This window comes from Mesorhizobium sp. DCY119, from assembly GCF_003590645.1.
Lineage (GTDB): Bacteria > Pseudomonadota > Alphaproteobacteria > Rhizobiales > Rhizobiaceae > Mesorhizobium_M.
Genome location: NZ_CP031834.1, coordinates 3,174,890 through 3,193,973, shown reverse-complemented (window position 1 = coordinate 3,193,973; position 19,084 = coordinate 3,174,890). Strand labels below are relative to the sequence as shown.

The window sequence follows — 19,084 nt, the reverse complement described above, 5'->3', positions numbered from 1 at the left end:
CGGGAAAGCGGCTGCCGAAGGCGCTTACGCGGTTGCAAAGGTGGCTTTAGCGACTATATTCCCGCCAACTTTCACGAAGGGCTGGGGTAGTGGCCCTCCCATAATTTTCAGGAGTTTTTTATGCCAGGCACAGGCGCAAGCCCCGACATGTTGATCAGCGTTCTGCCGTTCGTCCTGATCTTCGTGATCATGTATTTCCTGATCATCCGTCCGCAGCGTACGCAGCTGAAGAAGCGCGGCGAGATGCTGGCTGCCGTTCGCCGCGGCGATACCGTTATCACCGGCGGTGGCTTCATCGGCAAGGTGACCAAGGTCATCGACGACAATGAGCTGGAAATCGATCTTGGCAACGGCACAAAAGTGACCGCGCTGCGTTCGACGATCGCCGATGTGCGCGTGAAGGGTGAGCCTGTCGCCAACCAGAACGCCAAGAAGTAGTCTCTGACGAGGAGACTCGGCTGCAGAGTCGTCTGAACTGACGAGGCAAAATGCTCTATTTCTCGCGCTGGAAGACGATTTCTATCTGGGCCATTGTGATTTTGGGGCTGCTTTTTGCGGCCCCAAATCTGTTTTCGAAGGCAACGCTCGATGCGCTGCCGGATTGGCTGCCAAAGCGTGCGATGACGCTGGGCCTCGACCTTCAGGGCGGCTCGCACATTCTCCTGGCGCTTGACCGCAAAGACCTCATCAACGAGCGCCTTGCGGTAACCCGCGACGATATCCGCACAAAATTGCGCGACGCCAAGATCGGCTACACCGGCCTGACCGGAGCCGACAAGAGCGTGCAGGTCAGCATCCGCGAGGCAAATGAGGTCGACAAGGCAAAGGCCGCGCTCGATTCGCTGCTGCAGCCGGTGTCTTCCGGTATGTTCGGCACCGGTTCGACGCAGGAATTGACCCAGGACGAACCCCAGCCCGGCGTTTTGCGCTATACACTGACTGACGGCGGTATCGACTACCGCGCGGAGGCGGCATTGGCGCAGTCGGTCGATGTAGCCACGCGCCGCGTCAATGAACTGGGCACGAACGCGCCGATCGTCGAGCAGCAGGGCGCAAACCGTATCCTCGTTCAGGTCCCGGGCCTTCAGGATCCGCAACGCCTGAAGGAGATCCTGGGGCAGACCGCCAAGCTGACCTTCCAGATGGTCGACCAGACCATGCCGGTGCAGGACGCGATTTCGGGGCAGCCGCCGGCCAATTCGACGGTGATGTATTCCCCCGACGATCCGCCCGCTGCCTATCTGATTGAAGATCGCATTATGGTGTCGGGCGAAAGCCTGATCGACGCCCAGGCTATCAGCCGCTCCGACGGCGAGCCGGTGGTTTCCTTCCAGTTGAATCCCGAGGGTACCGCGCGCTTTGGCGAGGCCACCCAGCAGAATGTAGGCCGGCTGTTTGCCGTCGTTCTCGACAATCAGGTTATTTCCGCCCCGCAGATCAGGGAGCCCATTCTCGGCGGTGTCGGCCAGATTGCCGGAAATTTCAGTGCTGAGAGCGCGGCCGATCTGGCAGCATTGCTGCGCGCCGGTGCCTTCCCGGCTCCGCTGACGATCGTCGAGGAGCGAACGGTCGCCCCTAACCTCGGTACGGATTCCATCAAGGCCGGTGCAACTGCCGCCTTGATCGGCGGTCTCCTCGTGCTGGTCTTCATGGTGGTCGCATATGGCGGCCTGGGCGTCATCGCTAATCTGGCGCTCATTGCCAATGTCGTGCTGATCATCGCGATACTTTCGCTGTTCGGTCTGGCGCTGACCATTCCCGGCATTGCCGGCATCATCCTCACCATGGGTATGGCGGTCGATTCCAACGTTCTCATCTATGAGCGCGTCAAGGACGAACGGCGGCAGGGAAAATCTCTCGTGCAGTCGCTCGATGCCGGCTTCTCGCGGGCCATGGCCACCGTCATCGACGCCAACGTCACCACGCTCATTGCAGCGGCGATCCTCTTTTACCTCGGCTCAGGTGCGGTGCGCGGCTTTGCCATCACCCTGGCCGTCGGCATCATCACTACTGTCTTCACTGCATTCACCTTCACGCGCTGGATGATCTCGTTCTGGCTGCGCCGGACACGGCCGACCGAAATCCCGCGCGGCATCGTCAAATTCGTGCCGGACGACACCAGAATTCCGTTCATGAAGATGCGCAAATATGCGTTCGCTCTTTCGGCCATCCTGTCGATCGGCACCGCGGTGCTGTTCGTGACCAGGGACTTGAACTACGGGGTCGATTTCCTGGGCGGGTCGGTCATCGAGATGCGGGCCAAGACCGGCTCAGCCGATGCGGCGGACGTGCGAGATCGCCTGGGTGAGGTCAATCTCGGCGAGGTGCAGGTGCAAGGCTTCGGATCGCCGCGTGATCTCCTCGTCAAGATCGCGGCGCAGGGCGGCGGCGACAATGCCGAACAGTCCGCCGTCGAAAAGGCGCGGCTTGCCGTGGGCGAGGATTATGACTTCCGCCGGGTCGAGGTTGTCGGCCCGAACGTCTCGAACGAACTGGCAAAAGCCGGCGCCCTGGCTGTACTCGCAGCACTGGCGGCGATGCTCATCTATATCTGGGTACGGTTCAAATGGCAGTTCGGCCTGGGCGCGGTCATATCGACGGTTCACGACGTCATCGCCATGATCGGCTTCTATGTCATCACCGGCATCGACTTCAACCTCGCCAGCATCGCTGCAATCCTCACCATCATCGGCTATTCGATCAACGACACCGTCGTGGTCTATGACCGCGTTCGCGAAAACCTGGCAAAGTTCAGGACGATGTCGATCCGGGATGTCGTGGACCTGTCGCTGAACCAGACCTTGTCGCGCACTATCCTGACGGGCGCGACGACGCTGCTGGCGCTGATTGCGCTTTATCTTTTCGGCGGCGAGATCATCAGCTCCTTCGCGCTGGCATTGATTTTCGGCGTTGTGTTCGGCACCTACTCGTCGATCTTTGTCGCTGGTCCATTGTTGATCCTGTTCAAGCCGCGCCCGGATACGTTCGACAACGACACCAATGTCGTGCGGACGGCCCAGCCGTCGAATTCTTAAGCAGGCAACAATGTCGGGCATCTTCATTCGAGAAGCACATTTCCCCGGCCGCGCGCCGATCGAAGCCTATGGCAACGGCGGTTTTCGCTTTGCCGACATGTCGCATCGCGGCTCGATTCTTTGCCTTCCGTCCGGCATTTACGGTTGGGAACCGGCAGATCCGAACGCGCTGACAGCAGAAGATTTTGCGCGGCTTCTTTCGGAAGCCGGCGATGTCGAAATCCTGCTGGTCGGAACGGGCAAGGATTTGCGGCCTTTGCCGGCCGCACTCAAGGCGGCGTTGAAAGAGGCGCGCATCTCCTCCGATCCGATGTCTACCGGTGCTGCCGTGCGGACCTACAATGTGCTGCTCGCGGAAGACCGCGCGGTCGCAGCAGCTTTGATAGCCGTCGATTGACATGAGTGATCACGCCCAGATCGTGATGGAGGCGGTGCGCGCTGCCGACCGGGATCGTTACCTCTCGGCGCTTTATGCGCCTGAAGCCAGCCGCACCGGTCTTTTTGCCCTTTATGCTTTCAACGCGGAGATTGCCGGCGTTCGCGACCGCATCCGCGAAGCGCTGCCCGGAGAGGTGCGTCTGCAATGGTGGCGCGACGTGATCGCTGCTGGCTCCGTTGAAGCAGCGTCAGGTCATCCCGTGGCCGAAGCGCTGGTCGGCACGATTGCGACTTACGGTCTGCCGCAAAGTGCCTTCCAGAACTATCTCGATGCGCGGATTTTCGATCTCTACGACGATCCGATGCCGTCGAGAAACGACCTCGAAGGCTATTGCGGCGAAACGGCTGCAGCACTTATCCAGCTTGCGTCGATGATCCTCGATCCGCAAGCCGCGCCGAAATTCGCCGAACTCGCAGGCCATGCCGGCTGCGCGCAGGCCATCACCGGCCTCCTGCGCCTGATGCCGATCCACCGCGCGCGCGGGCAGTGCTTCGTGCCGAAGGATATTCTCGCGGCCGCCGGTTCTTCGCCGGAAGAGTTCCTGACAGGCGACGGTGGGGCAGGGGCTTCCCGTGCGGTTGAGGCGATGATCGCGCTTGCACAAGACCATCGCACCACCTTCGAGCGTGGAGCGCGCGATCTTCCCGATACGCTGCGGCCAGCCTTTCTGCCGGCTACGCTGGCAGGCGATTATCTGCAGAAACTCGGCAAAGCGCCCGCGAAAGCGTTGACGTCGGTGTCGGAAATCTCGGCCTGGCGCCGGCAATGGATTCTCTTTCGCCGTGCCACGCGCGGTTGGTGATGAAACTCCTTTGACGTAAACGTCAATTATGATATTTCTCTCGCGACGCCGCCGCGGATAGCTGGACGCTTCGGTCGGGAGGAGAATTTCGGCCCATGAGCTTGCCTGTACTCGTCGCCATCGTGGTTGTCGGGATCGCTTTGTGTGTTCTCGCCGTCCATCTGACCGGCGGCAGCAAGGGCTCGTCGATCACTGCCGTTGACGACGCGAAACGGCGCTTTGGCGAGGATTTTCCGGAAGAAACAATCTGGACCGTTCGGCTGACCGCCGATGGCAAGACGGCGTTTCTGGAACTCGACGGCGACCGAACCGGCATCGTCCAGAGCTTCGGCGACAAGTTCCTGACGCGCATCGTGACGCAATCCGACGTCGTTTCGCTGACGAGTTCCGACCCGAAAGGCTTGTCGATCCGGCTCAAGGATTTCACCTGGGCCGGCGGAGATTTCACCTTCGCCGACGCTACCGATGCGAGCGCGGTTCGCAACGTGCTGCAACCTGCAAAGAGAGAAGCATCTTGATGGAAAATTACGATTTCCCGCAGGTTACGCAGCTTGCGATTCCCTTCTTCGTCGTCGCCATCCTGATCGAGCTTTGGCTGGTGCGTACGGGCAGGGCCAGGGGCGCTTTCGAGACGCGCGATACGCTGACCAGCCTGATGATGGGCACCGGCAATGTCGTCGCCGGCATCCTGCTCGGTGTCGTTTCCTACACGGCGCTGCTCTGGGTCTGGCAGTTCCGCTTCTTTGATCTCGGCCTTTCGGTCTGGGTGTTCCTGGCGGCGTTCCTGCTCGATGACCTGCGCTACTACTGGTACCACCGCATAGCGCACCGCGTGCGCTGGGTCTGGGCCGAGCACGTCAACCATCATTCCAGCCAGCACTACAACCTCTCCACGGCGCTGAGGCAGAGCTGGACCGGCCTTTTCACCGGCATGTTCATCTTGCAGGTGCCGCTGGTGCTGCTCGGTTTCCACCCGGCGGTGATCGCCTTCGTCTTCGGCTTCAACCTTGTCTGGCAGTTCTGGATCCATACCGAGACGATCGGCAGGATGTGGGGCTGGTTCGAAATGATCTTCAACACGCCGTCGCACCACCGCGTCCACCACGCCACCAACCCGCGCTATCTCGATGCCAATTACGCCGGCACGCTGATCATCTGGGACCGCATGTTCGGGACTTTCGTCGAGGAATTGCCCGAGGACCTGCCACGCTATGGCATCGTCAAGAATATCGGCACGTTCAACCCGGTGAAAGTCGCGTTCCACGAATGGGTTGGCATGTTCCGCGACGCCGCAGCACCCGGCCTGACCTTGCACCAGCGCCTCTCCTACCTGTTCCAGCCGCCGGGCTGGAGCCACGACGGTTCGCGCAAGACTTCGCAGGACCTGAAGCTGGATTATGTCCGTCTTCATCCCAGTGAATCCGGAAAGCCCGGCCTTCCGGTTACCTCACAAGAATGATGCCGACCTGATTGAAATGAGGGTAAAGCGCCTCTATTCCTTTTTATCGGAGACATAATCTTCGATATGCGAGGTATAGTGGCATGCTTCGTCTTGTTCTTATTGCTTTGCTTTTCTCCATATCGACCGCTGTACACGCCGCGCCGGCAATCGACTGGCGCGTAGACCACCCGTTCCGCTACTTCATCGAAACCCGCGACTTCGACATGCAGCGCGAGGCCATGGCCGATGTCATGGCCGCCAATGGCGGCGCGCTGTCGGCAACCGCGGTGTCCGATCTCGAACGTTCGCTGAACGATCCGCGCTGGTTGCGCGAATGGTACAGCCAGGATTCGACGCTTTACGCCAATCCGCGCAGTGCCGGCCGGCCGGAGCGGGGGTGGGCGCATCACATCAACCGCCGTCGCGCCACCTGCTGGGACAGCCGCCAGCAATGGCACGCCTCCTGCAGGAGCGACAGTTTCGGCGCATCGCTGCGCACCGACTATGTCAGGCCGCAGCGCCATACCGTCATCCTGTCGCTGACCGAACCACCGTCGGGGCAATGCAAATGGCAGGCGGCGAGGGCGATCTTCATCGACGGTAGCGCGCTCGTCGCCACGGCGGAAAAGCCCTGCGCCGCGGATGTCGAGACACGCATTCCCTTCGAGCCGGATGTCCCCGAGGCGCAGCGCGGCGTGGCGGTGACCGTGCAACTGCCCGACGGCACGAATGTCTCGCATGAGCCGATATGGGTACGCGACCGCCTGGTCGTCGGCATGGGCGACAGCTATTCCTCGGGCGAGGGCAATCCCGACACGCCGGTTGAGATCGACCGCTTTTCGCGCCGGGCCGGGCTCAACATCTCCTATCTTTACGATCCCGACACCCAGGCAATACGCTCGAACGCTGCCTATTCGCTTCCGGTGCGCTACCAGAACGGGCCGGCCGGCTGGCTCGACCGCAAATGCCACCGTTCCGCCTATAGCTACCATCTGCGCACGGCTCTGGAGATCGCGCTTAGCGACGTCAAGCATTCGGCGGTGACCTTCCTCGGCTTTGCCTGTTCGGGCGCGGAACTGACCGAGGGCTTTCTGTTTCCTTATGCCGGCGTCGAGACTGTCGAGCCCAGCTATTTCACCGCCGGCGGTCGGCTGCGTCGCAACATGCCCCAGGTCGACCGCCTGATGGTCGAGCTCTGCAGCGACGACCTGATGCGCAGGCTTCCGCGTCGCACGATCTCGCTGGATCAGCCGGTGACCGCCCCGAACGGCCGGCCGGTGCGCAGCGTAAGCCTGCTCGATTGCCCCAGCGGAAAATTCCTTCGGCCGGTCGACCTGCTGATCGTCTCGATCGGCGGCAACGATATCGGCTTCACGCCGCTGATCGTCGATACCCTGACCAAGACGCGGCCGCCTTATGCCAACCTCAACACGGAAATTCGCGCCAGGGCGCAGGGCAATGACCTTATCCGCCTGGCCGCGCGACTGACCAAGGCGCATGGCATCGACCGCGCGCAGGAGCGAGCGCAGGAATTGCCGGCGCGCTTTGCCGCCTTGCGCAAGGCGCTGGCGCCGATCCCGATCGTCAAAGGGGACGCCGGCAAGCCCAATATCGTCCTGACGGCCTTTCCCAAGGTCGAGTTCAACGAAAACGGCCGCCTTTGTGGCGAAAGCGATCCGCGCGAGCGGCTCGAAGGGTTCAATGTCGGCGGCGTGCTGTCGATCGACGTGCCCGAATTGCGGCTGGTCAGCCGCTTCGCCAACGAGGTTCTTTATCCGGCCACCCGCGACGCCGCGCGGGCCGGAAACTGGTACTTCGTCGACGCCCACCGCGAGCCGTTCGCGAAGCATGGCATATGCGCGCAGAAGCGAGATGCCAACGGCAATGTCTCGGCGGCCGAGAACCTGATGCTGCCCTATTATCACTTCGCCAGTCCGGTAAACCGCTGGTCGGATTTCGAGCCCTTTGCCGAAAATCGCGAAACCGGCTTCAACCGGCTGCGCGACACGCGCGCCTATGCACCGCGCGAGCGCTGGTTCCGCACCCTCAACGACATCTGCCTTTTCGTGCAATACAAAGCCAACGGCTCGCCACCGCCAACCGGACAATGGGGCCTGCTCGACCTGATCGAAGCCTGCCTTGGCGGCCCGTTTCATCCGACCGCGGAAGGTCATGCGCATATCGCCGATGCGGTCTTTAATACCGCGCGGCAAATCCTGAAACTGCCGGCGCCCAATGTCGCGGATTTGAGATCGGGGTTGTGAACTTGGGGTGCATCCTTCGAGGCTCGCTGCGCTCGCACCTCAGGATGAGGGAGGTTGATGCTGTTAGATCCTGGCCCTGAGGTGTAAGCGCATTTCAGAATGGAGGGTTGCCGGCACACCCTCCCTCATCCTGAGGTGCGAGCGTAGCGAGCCTCGAAGGACGCACCTATTCATCGCCACGCCTGCTTTCGCATCTGGCCATTGTCAAAGAACTCCCTCTACGAGGGTGGGAATGCGGGGCGCAAAGGCCTTGCCTTCCTAAGTGTAAATTCGTGGCGCAGCCATTGCGCCCCGCCAGCGCTCTTGTCCCGCTCAGTCGCCTCCACATTCGCGTGGCCAGCCGTAGCTAAGGACCCGGGCTTAGGGGCTCATCACCCAGCAACACTACCGTTGTGTCACCAGCCCGGACGCCGACGCTTCCCCCTGATACCCGGTGCGCACCAGGGATCCCGTTTGGAAGCGGATTTGCGAGGGCAAGTATGGAGGAGGCTGGAAAGAGGGGGATAGATTGGGCGCGAAAAAATGTTCGGAGTGAATGGAAACAATGGGTTGAGTGGAAACTGGGTGGAAATCTTTCCCACAGTTTCCGCTGGTTTCAGTTTCGGCAGTTCTGCACCGCGACAGCCGTCATAGGTGTTCCGGCATGGATCCCCGGGTTCTTCGCATTCGCTTCGCTCATGCTGCGCCCGGGATGACGAGCTTGTTATTTGCTGCTTTCGCAAACCGTCAACGCCAAACGCCAACGCCAAACCGCCAACGTCAAACCGCCAGCGCCAAACCGCCAGCGCCAAGCGGCCAACGCTTGAGATTAGCGGCAAGCCTAAATGCAATTCGTCATTCTCGACCTCGTGAGCGAGGAACGAGCGGAGAGTGTCGGGAATCCATGCCGGAACGGAGACGAGCTTCGGCGGTGCAGAACGCGCGTCAACATTAGGACGGGGCCGTGCTTGCCGATGCTCGGAATGGGTCCCGGATAACCTTCGCTTCGCTCCGGTTTCCGGGATGACGAAACTTCATGGTTGGCGCCGCCCATCGCCAGGGTTGACGGTCCCTCCCTTCGTCATCCCGGGCGCAGCATGAGCGGAGCGAATGCGGGACCCGGGACCCATGCCTGAATGGAAAGGAGCTTCGGCGGCGCAGGGGTGTCACCGTCAGGACCGGGCCGCCAATATCCTGCCAGGTCGGGCCGCAATCGCCGATCAGCTGCCCGGTACATGGCCGCTTACTCGGCGGCTTGCGCTTCCGGCGCAATGCCGAGCCAATCGCGGCAATCGGCCAGCGCGCGCGAGGTGATGGCGTGGCGTTTGGCGACGATCTTGTCCTTGCCGCGCAGGCGCTTGCCTTCGGATTTCGGCGCTTCGACTGCCGGAAACAGGCCGAAATTGACGTTCATCGGCTGGAACGAGCGCTTTCCCGGCTCGTCGTCGGAGACGATGTGGCCGCCGGTGATGTGGTTGAGCAGAGCGCCGAATGCGGTGGTGACCGGCGGTGGTGACACCTGCTGGCCGAGAAGCTCGGCGGCGGCGAAACGGCCGGCGAGCAGGCCGATGGCGGCGGATTCGACATAGCCTTCGCAGCCGGTGATCTGTCCGGCAAAGCGCAGGCCGGTGCGGCCCTTGAGCTGGAGCGTTTCATCGAGCAGCGTCGGTGAATTGATGTAGGTGTTGCGGTGCAGGCCGCCGAGCCGGGCGAAATCGGCATTTTCCAGTCCTGGGATCATGCGGAAGATGCGCACCTGCTCGGCATGCTTCAGCTTGGTCTGGAAGCCGACCATGTTGTAGAGCGTGCCCAGCGCATTGTCCTGCCGCAGCTGCACGACGGCATAGGCCTTGACGTCCGGATTGTGCGCATTGGTGAGGCCCATCGGCTTCATCGGGCCGTGGCGCGCGGTCTCGGGGCCGCGCTCGGCCATCACCTCGATCGGCAGGCAGCCGTCGAAATAGGGCGTGCCTTCCCACTGCTTGAACTCGGTCTTGCCGCCATCGATCAGCGCCTGGATGAAGGCTTCGTATTGCGCCTTGTCCATCGGGCAGTTGATGTAGTCCTTGCCGGTGCCGCCGGGGCCGACCTTGTCATAGCGCGACTGGAACCAGCATGTGTTCATGTCGATCGTGTCGAAATGCACGATCGGGGCGATGGCGTCGAAGAAGGCGAGCGCGTCGGCGCCTGTCTTTTCGGCAATCGCCTCGGCCAGCGACGGTGCCGTCAGCGGTCCGGTGGCGATGATCGCCTGCTGCCATTCCTCGGGCGGCAGGCCGGTGACTTCTTCGCGGACGATGGTGATCAGCGGATGGGCTTCGAGCTTCGCCGTTACGGCTGCCGCGAATCCGTCGCGGTCGACGGCCAGCGCCCCGCCGGCCGGCACCTGGTTCAGGTCGGCAGAATTCATGATCAGCGAGCCGGCAAGCCGCATTTCGGCATGCAGCAGCCCGACCGCATTGGCCTGCGCGTCGTCGGAGCGGAAGGAATTGGAGCAGACGAGCTCGGCAAGACTGTCGGTCTTGTGCGCGTCGGTGCCGCGCACGGGGCGCATTTCGTGGAGCGCGACAGGCACGCCAGCCTGTGCTGCCTGCCAGGCGGCTTCGGAACCGGCGAGACCGCCGCCGATGATATGGAGCTGTTTTGTTGTCATGCTGGGGGAATAGGCCGATGGCCGGGGGAAATCAATCTCTGCCGAAACATGGGTCGCGGCATACCGTCAAAACAACAACGCCCGCCGCGGGAGGAGGTGCGGCGGGCGTCGTTTTGATCGGCCAGCGATCGGGAGGAGGAGATGCTGACCGTATTCATCGGAACCTGGGAGGAGGTAGGCGCCGACGAAATTCTTTTCGCCGTTTAGAGGGTGCGAAGGCCCTTTGGGAGACAACACCCGCCGCGGGAGGAGGTGCGGCGGGTGTCGTTTTGATCGGTCAGCGATCGGGAGGAGGTGAAGGCTGACCGTATTCATCGGAACCTGGGAGGAGGTAGGCGCCGACGAAATTCTTTTCGCCGTTTATAGGGTGCGAAGGCCCTTTGGGAGACAACACCCGCCGCGGGAGGAGGTGCGGCGGGTGTCGTTTTGGCCAGTCAGCGATCGGGAGGAGGTGAAAGCTGACTGCATCCGTCGGGACCTGGGAGGAGGTAGGTGCCGACGAAATTCCTTAGATTAGATCGAGCGGCGAGCGACCGACTGGATTTCGGCGCGGTTGATGCCGAGGTCCGAGAGCTCACGGTTCGAAAGGCGGCTCAGCTCGGAAACGGTTTCCCGGTAGCGGCGCCAGTTGCGGTAGTTGCGAAGGATGTTCATTTCTTTTTTCTTGCTTTCTTTACGTCTTGGTAGTGCCGAGGCCACAATCGGCCTCGAAATCAGTTAGGCGGCCTTGCGGGCAACGAAAGGAATGTCGCTGCGGCTGATGCCGAGGTCAGTCAGTTCGCGGTTCGAAAGGCGGCTCAGCTCGGAGACGGTGTCCCGGTAGCGGCGCCAGTTGCGGTAGTTGCGGATCAGGTTCATCGTAGTGCTCGTTTCGTCTTTGGTTCGTTTTCTTTATCGCTGTTTACGAAGCCTAAATATGTCCGGCTGTTACATTTTAAAAGTGCTATCGGCGCATGGCAGCAATGCGTTTTGTGCATTGCAACATTAATCGATTTTAGTGGCTGCGGCGCAAATGTGGCCAAATCTTAAAAAAGCCATGACAACAACGGCTTGTTCGGCGGTCTTTTCGTCGCAGGCTTTATCGGGAGAGTTGCGTTGGCTGGTTATTCGTCACGGGTGAAGCGGGACATCGGCCGTTGGCTGCAGAGCGACCTGATCGACGCCCAGACGGCCGAGGCGTTATCGCGCGATGTCGAGGCGAACGAAAGCAACCTGTTCAGTTTCGGCTTCATTCTCACGGTTATGGCAGCCCTGTTGCTGGGTGCGGCGATCCTGCTCCTGGTTGCTTCGAACTGGGAGGCGATACCACGCCTGGTCCGCGTCGCCTGCCTGTTTGCGATCATCCTGGGCGGTTATATCGGCGGTGCGGCGCTCAAGCTGCGCGGCAGCGACGCCATTGCCGAAGCGCTGTGGCTGATCGCGGCAGCGGCCTTCGGCGGCTCGATCGCGCTGATCGGGCAGATGTATCATCTCAGCGGCGACGAGGCCTCCGCCGTGATGACCTGGTGTCTCGGGACCGCGTTGGCGGCTGCCGCCCTGCGTTCCGGTCCGCTCACCATCGCTGCCGCCGGCATCGCAATCGCATGGATGGTGCTGAGCCAGGTCGAATATTGGGACGGGGGCCGGTTTCCGTTTTTCTACCTGGCCATCGCGGTGGTACTCTGGCTGGTGTCCTATTGGACGCAAAGCCGCACCACGCGCCACCTGATCTTGTTGTCACTCATATTATATGGGGGCATGCTGGCGGTGCATTACGACGACGTCGCCGGCATCGGAACTGCCATGGCGATCGTCTCGGCGGCACTGTTTGCGGCAGCGGTCTATCTGCGTGATCCCGTCGAGAAGATCGCGCAGCTTGGGCGAAGGCTGCCGGTGCACTGCCTGATAGGTTTCCTCACTGGATTGGCGCTGGTACAGGCCGAAATGGTCGACAAGACGCCGGGCCTGGCTATCGGAGCACTCGTGACCTTCGCCGGCATTGCGGCAGCCCTGCTGCTGGCCGGACGCGAAAGCCGCATGCTCCGCTGGGTCGCCTATGCCGGCTTCGGTTTGGAGCTCTGCTACGTCTATGTCGTCATGTTGGGCACGATGCTCGACACGGCCGGGCTGTTCCTGGCCTCCGGCATCGTGCTCGGCATCATCGCGCTCTTCATCATCAGGGTCGAGAAGCGCGTCAAGAGCAAGCTGCTTGAGCAGAAGGGAGCCGCGTAATGCCCAAGAACAGGCTTCTTATATCCGCGCTCGCGCTGGCGCTGGTGCAGATCGGTTTCCTGTCATGGATCATCGCGTCGCGCGCGGCGATCCTGCGCAACGGGCAGGAAGTGTTGCTCAAGGTCGAGCCCGTCGATCCGCGCGACCTGCTGCGCGGCGACTATGTCCGGCTCGGCTACGATATTTCGAACATTCCGGCGAAGTTGGTCGCCAACGCCCCGGCCGGCCAGTCGTGGACAGCGGCGGGGCCGATCTTCGTGCGCGTCAAAAAGGACGCCGACGGTTTCTGGAACGCGACTTCGGCGTCGCTCGGCAAGGCACCGGCTACGCCGCCAGCGGACGGCGAAGTGGAACTGCGTGGCGAGGTTTCATCCAGCTGGACCATGGACGAGAACGCCACGCTTCGCGTCGATTACGGCATCGAACGGTTTTATCTGCCGGAAGGCGAGGGGCTGGCGATCGAGCGCGACATGCGCGTGCGCAGCTTCGGCATACTCGCCGCAGTCGACAAAAACGGCACGCCGCAGATCAAGGCGCTGATGGACGGAGAGACGAAGTTGTATGCGGAGCCGCTTTATTGAAGCAAGGCCGCTGGAAAACTGGTGCGGATGATAGGAGTCGAACCTACACGCCTCTCGGCACTGGAACCTAAATCCAGGGCGTCTACCAGTTCCGCCACATCCGCATTGCGCCCGCAATCTCACGTGGCCATCATTCTGTCAATGTCGCGATTGAACGATGAACCGGCTTACGTGCGAAGAGAGTTGAAAAATAAGTCCGTGTGTGACAAAAGGCGTGTCAAATGTGACGGGTTACAAAGGTCCGCTTCGGACGAATGTGGTAAGAAGCAGGAAAAACAAAGACTTACCCACATTCTTGGAATGGACTGACAGCACTTTCCGCCGGCGGCGCGAGCCACCTCGGTTGAATTGCTTCACCCGCCCAAAGAATACCCCCGGCACGAGAATTCCGGCAGGCTGAGCGGCAGGACGCCGTTTGTTCAGCCGCTTTCGTGAAAACAAAGGTTTTATGATGCAGGTTACCGAAACACTCAATTCCGGTCTTAAGCGCGAAATCAAGGTGACCGTGCCGGCCGGCGATATGGAAGCCAAGCTCGTCGAGCGGCTTTCGGACGCCAAGAACAAGGTGCGTATCAACGGCTTCCGTCCCGGAAAAGTGCCGATGCAGCACCTGCGCAAGGTCTATGGCAAGTCGTTCATGGCCGAGGTCGTCAACGAGATCCTGTCGAACTCGACGCGCACCATCATCTCCGATCGTGGCGAAAAGGCTGCCATGCAGCCCGAAGTCACCATGACCGAGGATGAGAAGGAAGCCGAAAAAATCCTCGCCGGCGGCGCGGACTTCGAGTTCCAGCTTTCCTACGAAATCATCCCGGCGATCGAGATCAAGGATTTCTCCAAGATCGCCGTAACCCGCCAGGTCTTCGACGTGCCGGAAGGCGAGATCGACGATCAGGTCAAGCGCATCGCCGAATCTTCCCGCACCTATGAGCCCAAGACCGGCAAGGCTGCAGAAGGCGACCGCGTCACGATCGACTATGTCGGCAAGATCGACGGCACGCCGTTCAACGGCGGCACCGGCAATGACCAGCCGCTGGTGCTCGGCTCCAAGGAATTCATTCCGGGCTTCGAGGATCAGCTGATCGGCGCCAAGGCCGGTGACGAGAAGCTCGTGACCGTGACCTTCCCGGAAAACTACAACGCGCCTGAATTGGCCGGCAAGGAAGCCACCTTCGACGTCACCGTCAAGGAAGTCGGCAAGCCCGGCGATCTCGAGATCAACGATGAGACCGCCAAGAGCCTTGGCCTTGAGTCGCTCGAGCGCCTGCGCGAGATCGTCCGCGGCCAGATCGAAAGCCAATTCGGCACGATGACGCGCCAGAAGGTCAAGCGCCAGCTGCTCGACCAGCTCGATGAGAGCTACAGCTTCGAAGCGCCGTCCAAGCTCGTCGAAGCCGAGTTCGAAAACATCTGGAACCAGGTCCACCGCGATCTCGACGCTGCCGGCCGTACCTTTGCCGACGAAGAGACGACGGAAGAGGAAGCCCGCGCCGAGTATCTGCGTCTTGCAGAGCGCCGCGTGCGTCTCGGCCTCGTTCTGGCTGAAATCGGCGAGAAGGCCGGCGTGCAGGTGTCGGACGAGGAACTGCAGCGCGCGCTGTTCGAGTTCGTGCGCCGCTATCCGGCCAACCAGCAGCAGGAAGTCTTCGACTTCTATCGCAACAACGCCAACGCGCTGACGACCCTGCGCGCGCCGCTGTTCGAAGAGAAGGTCATCGACCATCTGCTGACCCAGATCTCCGTCACTGACCAGAAGGTCAGCAAGGAAGAGCTGATGGCCGACGACGAGGACGAAGGCGCAGCCAAGCCGGAAAAGAAGGCCAAGAAAGCGTCCGCCAAGAAGGCTGACGACAAGAAGGCCGGCGACGAGGCTGCTGCCGAAGAGCCGAAGAAAAAGGCCGCTCCCAAGAAGAAGGCCAAGGAAGCTGACGCCGAATAAGGCGACGCTTACGGGACGTCATGAAAAAGGCCGCTGGTAAGACAAGCGGCCTTTTTTCTTTGAGCTGAATGGAGTGGAACCAATGAATTCTGAAACAATCGAGATCTATCATCCTCGCGGTGTTTCAAATTTGGGCCAGTGGGACATCGGCGATCTCAAGCTTAAGATCTATGGCCTTGTCGCAGATAACAAGAAGATCGACCAAGCCATGGTAACCCTTGCGCAGTCATTCGTGCGACAGGACGTCCTGCCGCGTGTCGCGGACGAGGGCGACGACAATGGCATGGGCTTTGTGATCATTCATCCTGGCGAGCTTGGTGTTTCCATCTCGGTTCACTGGTGGATACAGGGTTCGGTGCTTTGTCAGCATATCTATCGGAAGCTGTATTCTGCCTCCGATCCCATCGACACAGTCAAAAGGCCTGTTATCGCCTGTGTTTGGGAGTTAGCTCTGATAAACGCTGAGCAAGAGGCTTGGCGAAAGGCGATGATGAAAAGCGAGCCGAGTCCGTCAGTCTACATGGACACTCGCGCTGACTTCGCAGCCGCATAGAGACCCACCTTTACAAATTGATGCGGCTGGAATCCACCTGATTGCTGTGCAATCATTCCGCAGCCGTCAGACGTCCAGGCGCTTGTTCGCGCTCAAACGTCGCACTACTAAATTGCCGCTGCATTCGCCGCTATTGCATTCCAATGGTTCCGGGACGGGAAAGTATGACGTCACGCGCAACTGCGAAAATCGTGCTTTTTCTGCTTTTCATCACCGTTTGGGCGCTTGCGGCCACCACCGCGCGAGCGCAACTGGCGGATGGATGGCGTTTTGGCAACGGCAGCAATGGCCAGTTCACGGCATCGGTGTTCTCTACCAACACGATGAGCACGGATTCCTCGCGCGTCATCGAGTATCACCCGGTCTTCACAATCGGTTGCCGTGCAGGCGCGAACCCCGGTTGGACGCAGTCGATCCAGCTTAGGGAGTCTCTTTCCAGGCGGCAGGCCATCGATCTCGACCTGCGCATCGACGGCAGCGCATTTTCCGAGCAATGGACGCTTGGCTTCCAAAACCGCAGTTTTTACACGGACGGCGATGCGGCTGTTGCCCGCCTTCTGGGCGCCAGCCGGTTTCGGGCGGTCTGGCGCATCAGCTTTCTGTCGGGCAACGGCGAGGCCGACTTCAACTTGACCGGTATCAGGGATGCCCTGACCAAGATTGCGGCATCTTGCGGCGTGCCGCTGCCGTAAGCGCGCGGATCGTCAGATCAGCAGCAGGCCTTTCATGCTGGCATGACCCTTCTTGCCGATGATGATGTGATCGTGCACGGCAATGCCGAGCGGCTTGGCCGATTCGATGATCAGCTTGGTCATATCGATGTCGGCTCGCGACGGTGTCGGGTCGCCGGATGGGTGGTTGTGCACCTATCGGCGTTCTCGAAAATCAGAAAATTAATCAACATGTTAAAACGAGCTCTGGTGGGAGTGGAGCCGTTAATTGGGGTATGTAATTCGCCTCGATTAATGGAAATTCCGGTGCTTCCCGGCCGGTCCCGCAAGGGACCGGACTCACACGCTGACGCATGACTTTCATGACCCATCGCCACTGCACGAACAAGGGCTGACCTCCGATGAGCCTGCAGACAGCAGTCGTTACGTTCTGAGGCCAGCCCCCATCTCAGTTGGTTTCGGCCTCAGATTGATCTGCGGCGGCGGACGCGAACGATATGCGCCTGCACGCGGTCAAGTTTGACCGATCCCATCGATCGAGCTCGTCTGTAGGATATAAGATCGCCTTGCCGATCTTGATGTATGACGGCCCGATTCTCTTGCATCGCCAGTTTCGCAACGTACCGTCGCTGACCTTGTTACGATAGCGTTCGACGACCTCTTCGCAGGTCAGATAAGCAGGACCAGACACGGTATCTCCAGAGTAGAATGATAAGTTGTGCAACAGCCTGTTGCACAAATGCAGGCGCGGCACGCAGCCGCCCAATGATTTGCGGACCCTTGCATACGAGGCGCCCCGGGAATTCGATCGGCATGGCTATGCCTTGCGGCGAACCTCGCCTGCTCGCCGCGCGGCGGGGCGGGCCGTTTGGCTGTTTGGATCGGACGTTGATCCCGTCGTGCCCAGGTCTGCCCATGCCTTCAGATCTTCGAGCGCGTAGACCACCCGGCTGCCAAGTTTTCGGTAGGTTGGACCGGTTCCATAGGTGCGATGCTTTTCGAGTGTCCGCGGCGACAATCCAAGGAAGAGCGCCGCTTCGTCTGTGCGGACATAACGTGTTGAAAGATCGGATAAGTGCATATGATGTCTCCGTGCTTCGCATGCCGGAGAGGCATGCGCGCGGGCACCTCCACGATTTCCCTTTCAAGAGCGATGCACTCGATAAAGTCGAGCGACCTAGTGTGGCGTCGTTTCATGTGACGCGAGGCTGACTGATGATCCGGGGGCAAGTTTGAGCGGCCTCACCGATCGAACTCGTCAAACGAGGATACAAGCGTTTCGCTCTTGACCTTGAATTGTGGTTCAAGGTTATCGGTGGGGCCTGTAAGTTTGGGCGGCACGATATGACTAAGCGTATCCTGCACGTTGTCAGCAACGTGGCGCACTATGATGATCCATCACATCTGACCGGGCTTTGGCTTTCGGAACTGACCCACGCCTGGGACCTGTTCGCCGCGAAGGGCTTAGAGCAACAAATCGTCAGCCCGAAAGGCGGTCAGTCGCCGTTGGAGCCGCGAGCCCTGAAATGGCCACTGCTGGACGCGTCGGCGAAGTCATGGCTAAGCGATCCCGCGAAGAAGGAGCGGCTGGCATCGACTGCCCGGCCTGACGAGATCAACCCCGCCGAATTCGACGCGATTTACTTCACCGGCGGCCACGCGGTGATGTGGGACTTTCCCGACAGCGAGGGGCTGCAGGAGATAACGCGCGCCATATGGGATCGTGGCGGAGTCGTCTCAGCCGTGTGCCATGGCTATTGTGGTCTCCTCAATACGCGGCTGTCGGGCGGGGCACGGCTAGTCGTCGGCAGGCGGATCACCGGCTTCTCGTGGAACGAGGAGGTGTTGGCGGGCGTGGCGAAATACATGCCTTACAATGCCGAGGCGGAGATGAAGCGGCGTGGCGCCAACTATCACAAGGCGCTGTTGCCGTTCGTGTCGTACGTAGAGGTCGATGGCCGGCTCGTGACGGGTCAGAACCCGTTCTCCGCCAAGGCCACCGCAAAAAGGGTAGTGGAACTGCTTTAGCTCGCAGCTTTTGCTCTCTCGCTCTCGAACAGACTCGAAATGACCCGGCGCGCATTGGCCGCGCAGTCGATGTCGTCCGGCCGCGCCTCGATCTCGACGATCAGCCCTTCGAGCCGCGCCTTCGTCCGCGCCAGGCGTTCCATAAGCCGGCCGATGTCGGCGACCTTTCCGCGCAGTGTCTTCATTAGCGCATCATGGTCCCAATGTTCGAGATCGCCAGGCATCAACGTGCGTATTTCGTCGAGGCTGAATCCTGCCGCTTGCGCGGTCGCGATGACCTCAAGGACGGCGAGCGCCTGGGACGGATAGACGCGATAGCCGTTCGAGCGGCGGTCGACCGCCGTTAGCAACCCGATCCGTTCGTAGAAGCGGATGCGCGATTGGGTAAGTCCGCTCCGTGCTGCCAGTTCGCCGATTTTCATATGTCGCCCGATTTCAAAAAAAATGCTTGACCTTAAACTTAACTCAAAGGTTATGGACATGCCAAG

19 protein-coding genes, 1 tRNA gene and 1 pseudogene are annotated in these 19,084 nt (G+C 60.7%); 13 read left to right on the top strand and 8 right to left on the bottom strand.

The window, feature by feature from the left end:
* Nucleotides 1-120: 120 nt before the first annotated feature.
* The 7 genes from yajC (at nt 121) to DZG07_RS15605 (ending at nt 7,981) form a co-directional block, all read left to right on the top strand.
* Nucleotides 121-438 carry a preprotein translocase subunit YajC gene (gene yajC / locus DZG07_RS15635; protein WP_091911793.1) on the top strand — a complete coding sequence of 106 codons (318 nt, stop codon included), beginning with the start codon at nt 121-123 and terminating at the stop codon, nt 436-438.
* Between the two features lie 50 nt (nt 439-488).
* Nucleotides 489-3,035: a protein translocase subunit SecDF gene (gene secDF / locus DZG07_RS15630; RefSeq protein ID WP_119818450.1), complete on the top strand. Its 2,547-nt coding sequence runs from the start codon at nt 489-491 to the stop codon at nt 3,033-3,035.
* Nucleotides 3,036-3,045: 10 nt separating this feature from the next.
* Complete coding sequence (locus tag DZG07_RS15625; protein WP_119818447.1) at nt 3,046-3,432, top strand: Mth938-like domain-containing protein; 387 nt, start codon at nt 3,046-3,048, stop codon at nt 3,430-3,432.
* A 1-nt stretch (nt 3,433) separates the two neighbouring features.
* On the top strand, nt 3,434-4,276 hold the full coding sequence (locus DZG07_RS15620) for a phytoene/squalene synthase family protein (RefSeq protein WP_119818444.1): 843 nt from the start codon (nt 3,434-3,436) through the stop codon (nt 4,274-4,276).
* A gap of 95 nt (nt 4,277-4,371) precedes the next feature.
* Nucleotides 4,372-4,794 carry a hypothetical protein gene (locus DZG07_RS15615; RefSeq protein WP_119818441.1) on the top strand — a complete coding sequence of 141 codons (423 nt, stop codon included), beginning with the start codon at nt 4,372-4,374 and terminating at the stop codon, nt 4,792-4,794.
* Nucleotides 4,794-5,735, top strand: a complete 942-nt coding sequence (locus DZG07_RS15610; protein WP_197716861.1) for a sterol desaturase family protein — start codon at nt 4,794-4,796, stop codon at nt 5,733-5,735. Before DZG07_RS15615 ends, DZG07_RS15610 begins: the two co-directional genes overlap by 1 nt.
* Before the next feature lie 83 nt (nt 5,736-5,818).
* Complete coding sequence (locus tag DZG07_RS15605; RefSeq protein ID WP_119818435.1) at nt 5,819-7,981, top strand: hypothetical protein; 2,163 nt, start codon at nt 5,819-5,821, stop codon at nt 7,979-7,981.
* 1,222 nt (nt 7,982-9,203) lie between these two features.
* Here the strand turns inward: DZG07_RS15605 and trmFO are convergent.
* The 3 genes from trmFO to DZG07_RS15590 form a co-directional block, all read right to left on the bottom strand.
* Complete coding sequence (trmFO, locus tag DZG07_RS15600) at nt 9,204-10,613, bottom strand: methylenetetrahydrofolate--tRNA-(uracil(54)-C(5))-methyltransferase (FADH(2)-oxidizing) TrmFO (RefSeq protein ID WP_119818432.1); 1,410 nt, start codon at nt 10,611-10,613, stop codon at nt 9,204-9,206.
* Between the two features lie 513 nt (nt 10,614-11,126).
* Nucleotides 11,127-11,267 carry a DUF1127 domain-containing protein gene (locus tag DZG07_RS15595; protein ID WP_091918858.1) on the bottom strand — a complete coding sequence of 47 codons (141 nt, stop codon included), beginning with the start codon at nt 11,265-11,267 and terminating at the stop codon, nt 11,127-11,129.
* Between the two features lie 63 nt (nt 11,268-11,330).
* Nucleotides 11,331-11,471 carry a DUF1127 domain-containing protein gene (locus tag DZG07_RS15590; RefSeq protein ID WP_091918859.1) on the bottom strand — a complete coding sequence of 47 codons (141 nt, stop codon included), beginning with the start codon at nt 11,469-11,471 and terminating at the stop codon, nt 11,331-11,333.
* Nucleotides 11,472-11,708: 237 nt separating this feature from the next.
* Here DZG07_RS15590 and DZG07_RS15585 point away from each other — a divergent pair, with 237 nt between their 5' ends.
* Complete coding sequence (locus DZG07_RS15585; RefSeq protein ID WP_119821782.1) at nt 11,709-12,824, top strand: DUF2157 domain-containing protein; 1,116 nt, start codon at nt 11,709-11,711, stop codon at nt 12,822-12,824.
* Nucleotides 12,824-13,405, top strand: a complete 582-nt coding sequence (locus tag DZG07_RS15580; protein WP_119818430.1) for a GDYXXLXY domain-containing protein — start codon at nt 12,824-12,826, stop codon at nt 13,403-13,405. The genes DZG07_RS15585 and DZG07_RS15580 overlap by 1 nt, the downstream gene beginning before the upstream one ends.
* Nucleotides 13,406-13,424: 19 nt before the next feature.
* Here DZG07_RS15580 and DZG07_RS15575 read toward each other — a convergent pair.
* A tRNA-Leu gene (locus DZG07_RS15575) sits at nt 13,425-13,509 on the bottom strand.
* 347 nt (nt 13,510-13,856) lie between these two features.
* Between DZG07_RS15575 and tig the strand changes: the two genes are divergently transcribed.
* From tig to DZG07_RS15560, 3 genes are all read left to right on the top strand, one after another.
* On the top strand, nt 13,857-15,344 hold the full coding sequence (gene tig, locus DZG07_RS15570) for a trigger factor (protein WP_091918865.1): 1,488 nt from the start codon (nt 13,857-13,859) through the stop codon (nt 15,342-15,344).
* Between the two features lie 82 nt (nt 15,345-15,426).
* Nucleotides 15,427-15,897, top strand: a complete 471-nt coding sequence (locus DZG07_RS15565; RefSeq protein WP_119818427.1) for a hypothetical protein — start codon at nt 15,427-15,429, stop codon at nt 15,895-15,897.
* 164 nt (nt 15,898-16,061) lie between these two features.
* A complete protein-coding gene (locus DZG07_RS15560; protein ID WP_119818424.1) occupies nt 16,062-16,589 on the top strand; it encodes a hypothetical protein in 528 nt (175 codons plus the stop codon).
* Nucleotides 16,590-16,601: 12 nt separating this feature from the next.
* On the opposite strand, the pseudogene DZG07_RS15555 reads toward DZG07_RS15560, so the two are convergent.
* The 3 genes and pseudogenes from DZG07_RS15555 to DZG07_RS15545 form a co-directional block, all read right to left on the bottom strand.
* Nucleotides 16,602-16,763, bottom strand: a pseudogene (locus DZG07_RS15555) (JAB domain-containing protein); the annotation flags it as partial.
* A gap of 253 nt (nt 16,764-17,016) precedes the next feature.
* A complete protein-coding gene (locus tag DZG07_RS24220; protein ID WP_119821780.1) occupies nt 17,017-17,259 on the bottom strand; it encodes a helix-turn-helix domain-containing protein in 243 nt (80 codons plus the stop codon).
* A gap of 126 nt (nt 17,260-17,385) precedes the next feature.
* On the bottom strand, nt 17,386-17,649 hold the full coding sequence (locus DZG07_RS15545; protein ID WP_119818421.1) for a helix-turn-helix domain-containing protein: 264 nt from the start codon (nt 17,647-17,649) through the stop codon (nt 17,386-17,388).
* A 263-nt stretch (nt 17,650-17,912) separates the two neighbouring features.
* Between DZG07_RS15545 and DZG07_RS15540 the strand changes: the two genes are divergently transcribed.
* On the top strand, nt 17,913-18,596 hold the full coding sequence (locus tag DZG07_RS15540; RefSeq protein WP_119818418.1) for a type 1 glutamine amidotransferase domain-containing protein: 684 nt from the start codon (nt 17,913-17,915) through the stop codon (nt 18,594-18,596).
* Here the strand turns inward: DZG07_RS15540 and DZG07_RS15535 are convergent.
* Nucleotides 18,593-19,018, bottom strand: a complete 426-nt coding sequence (locus DZG07_RS15535) for a MerR family transcriptional regulator (protein ID WP_119818415.1) — start codon at nt 19,016-19,018, stop codon at nt 18,593-18,595. The two genes, DZG07_RS15540 and DZG07_RS15535, sit on opposite strands and share 4 nt — an antisense overlap.
* Nucleotides 19,019-19,084: the final 66 nt, after the last annotated feature.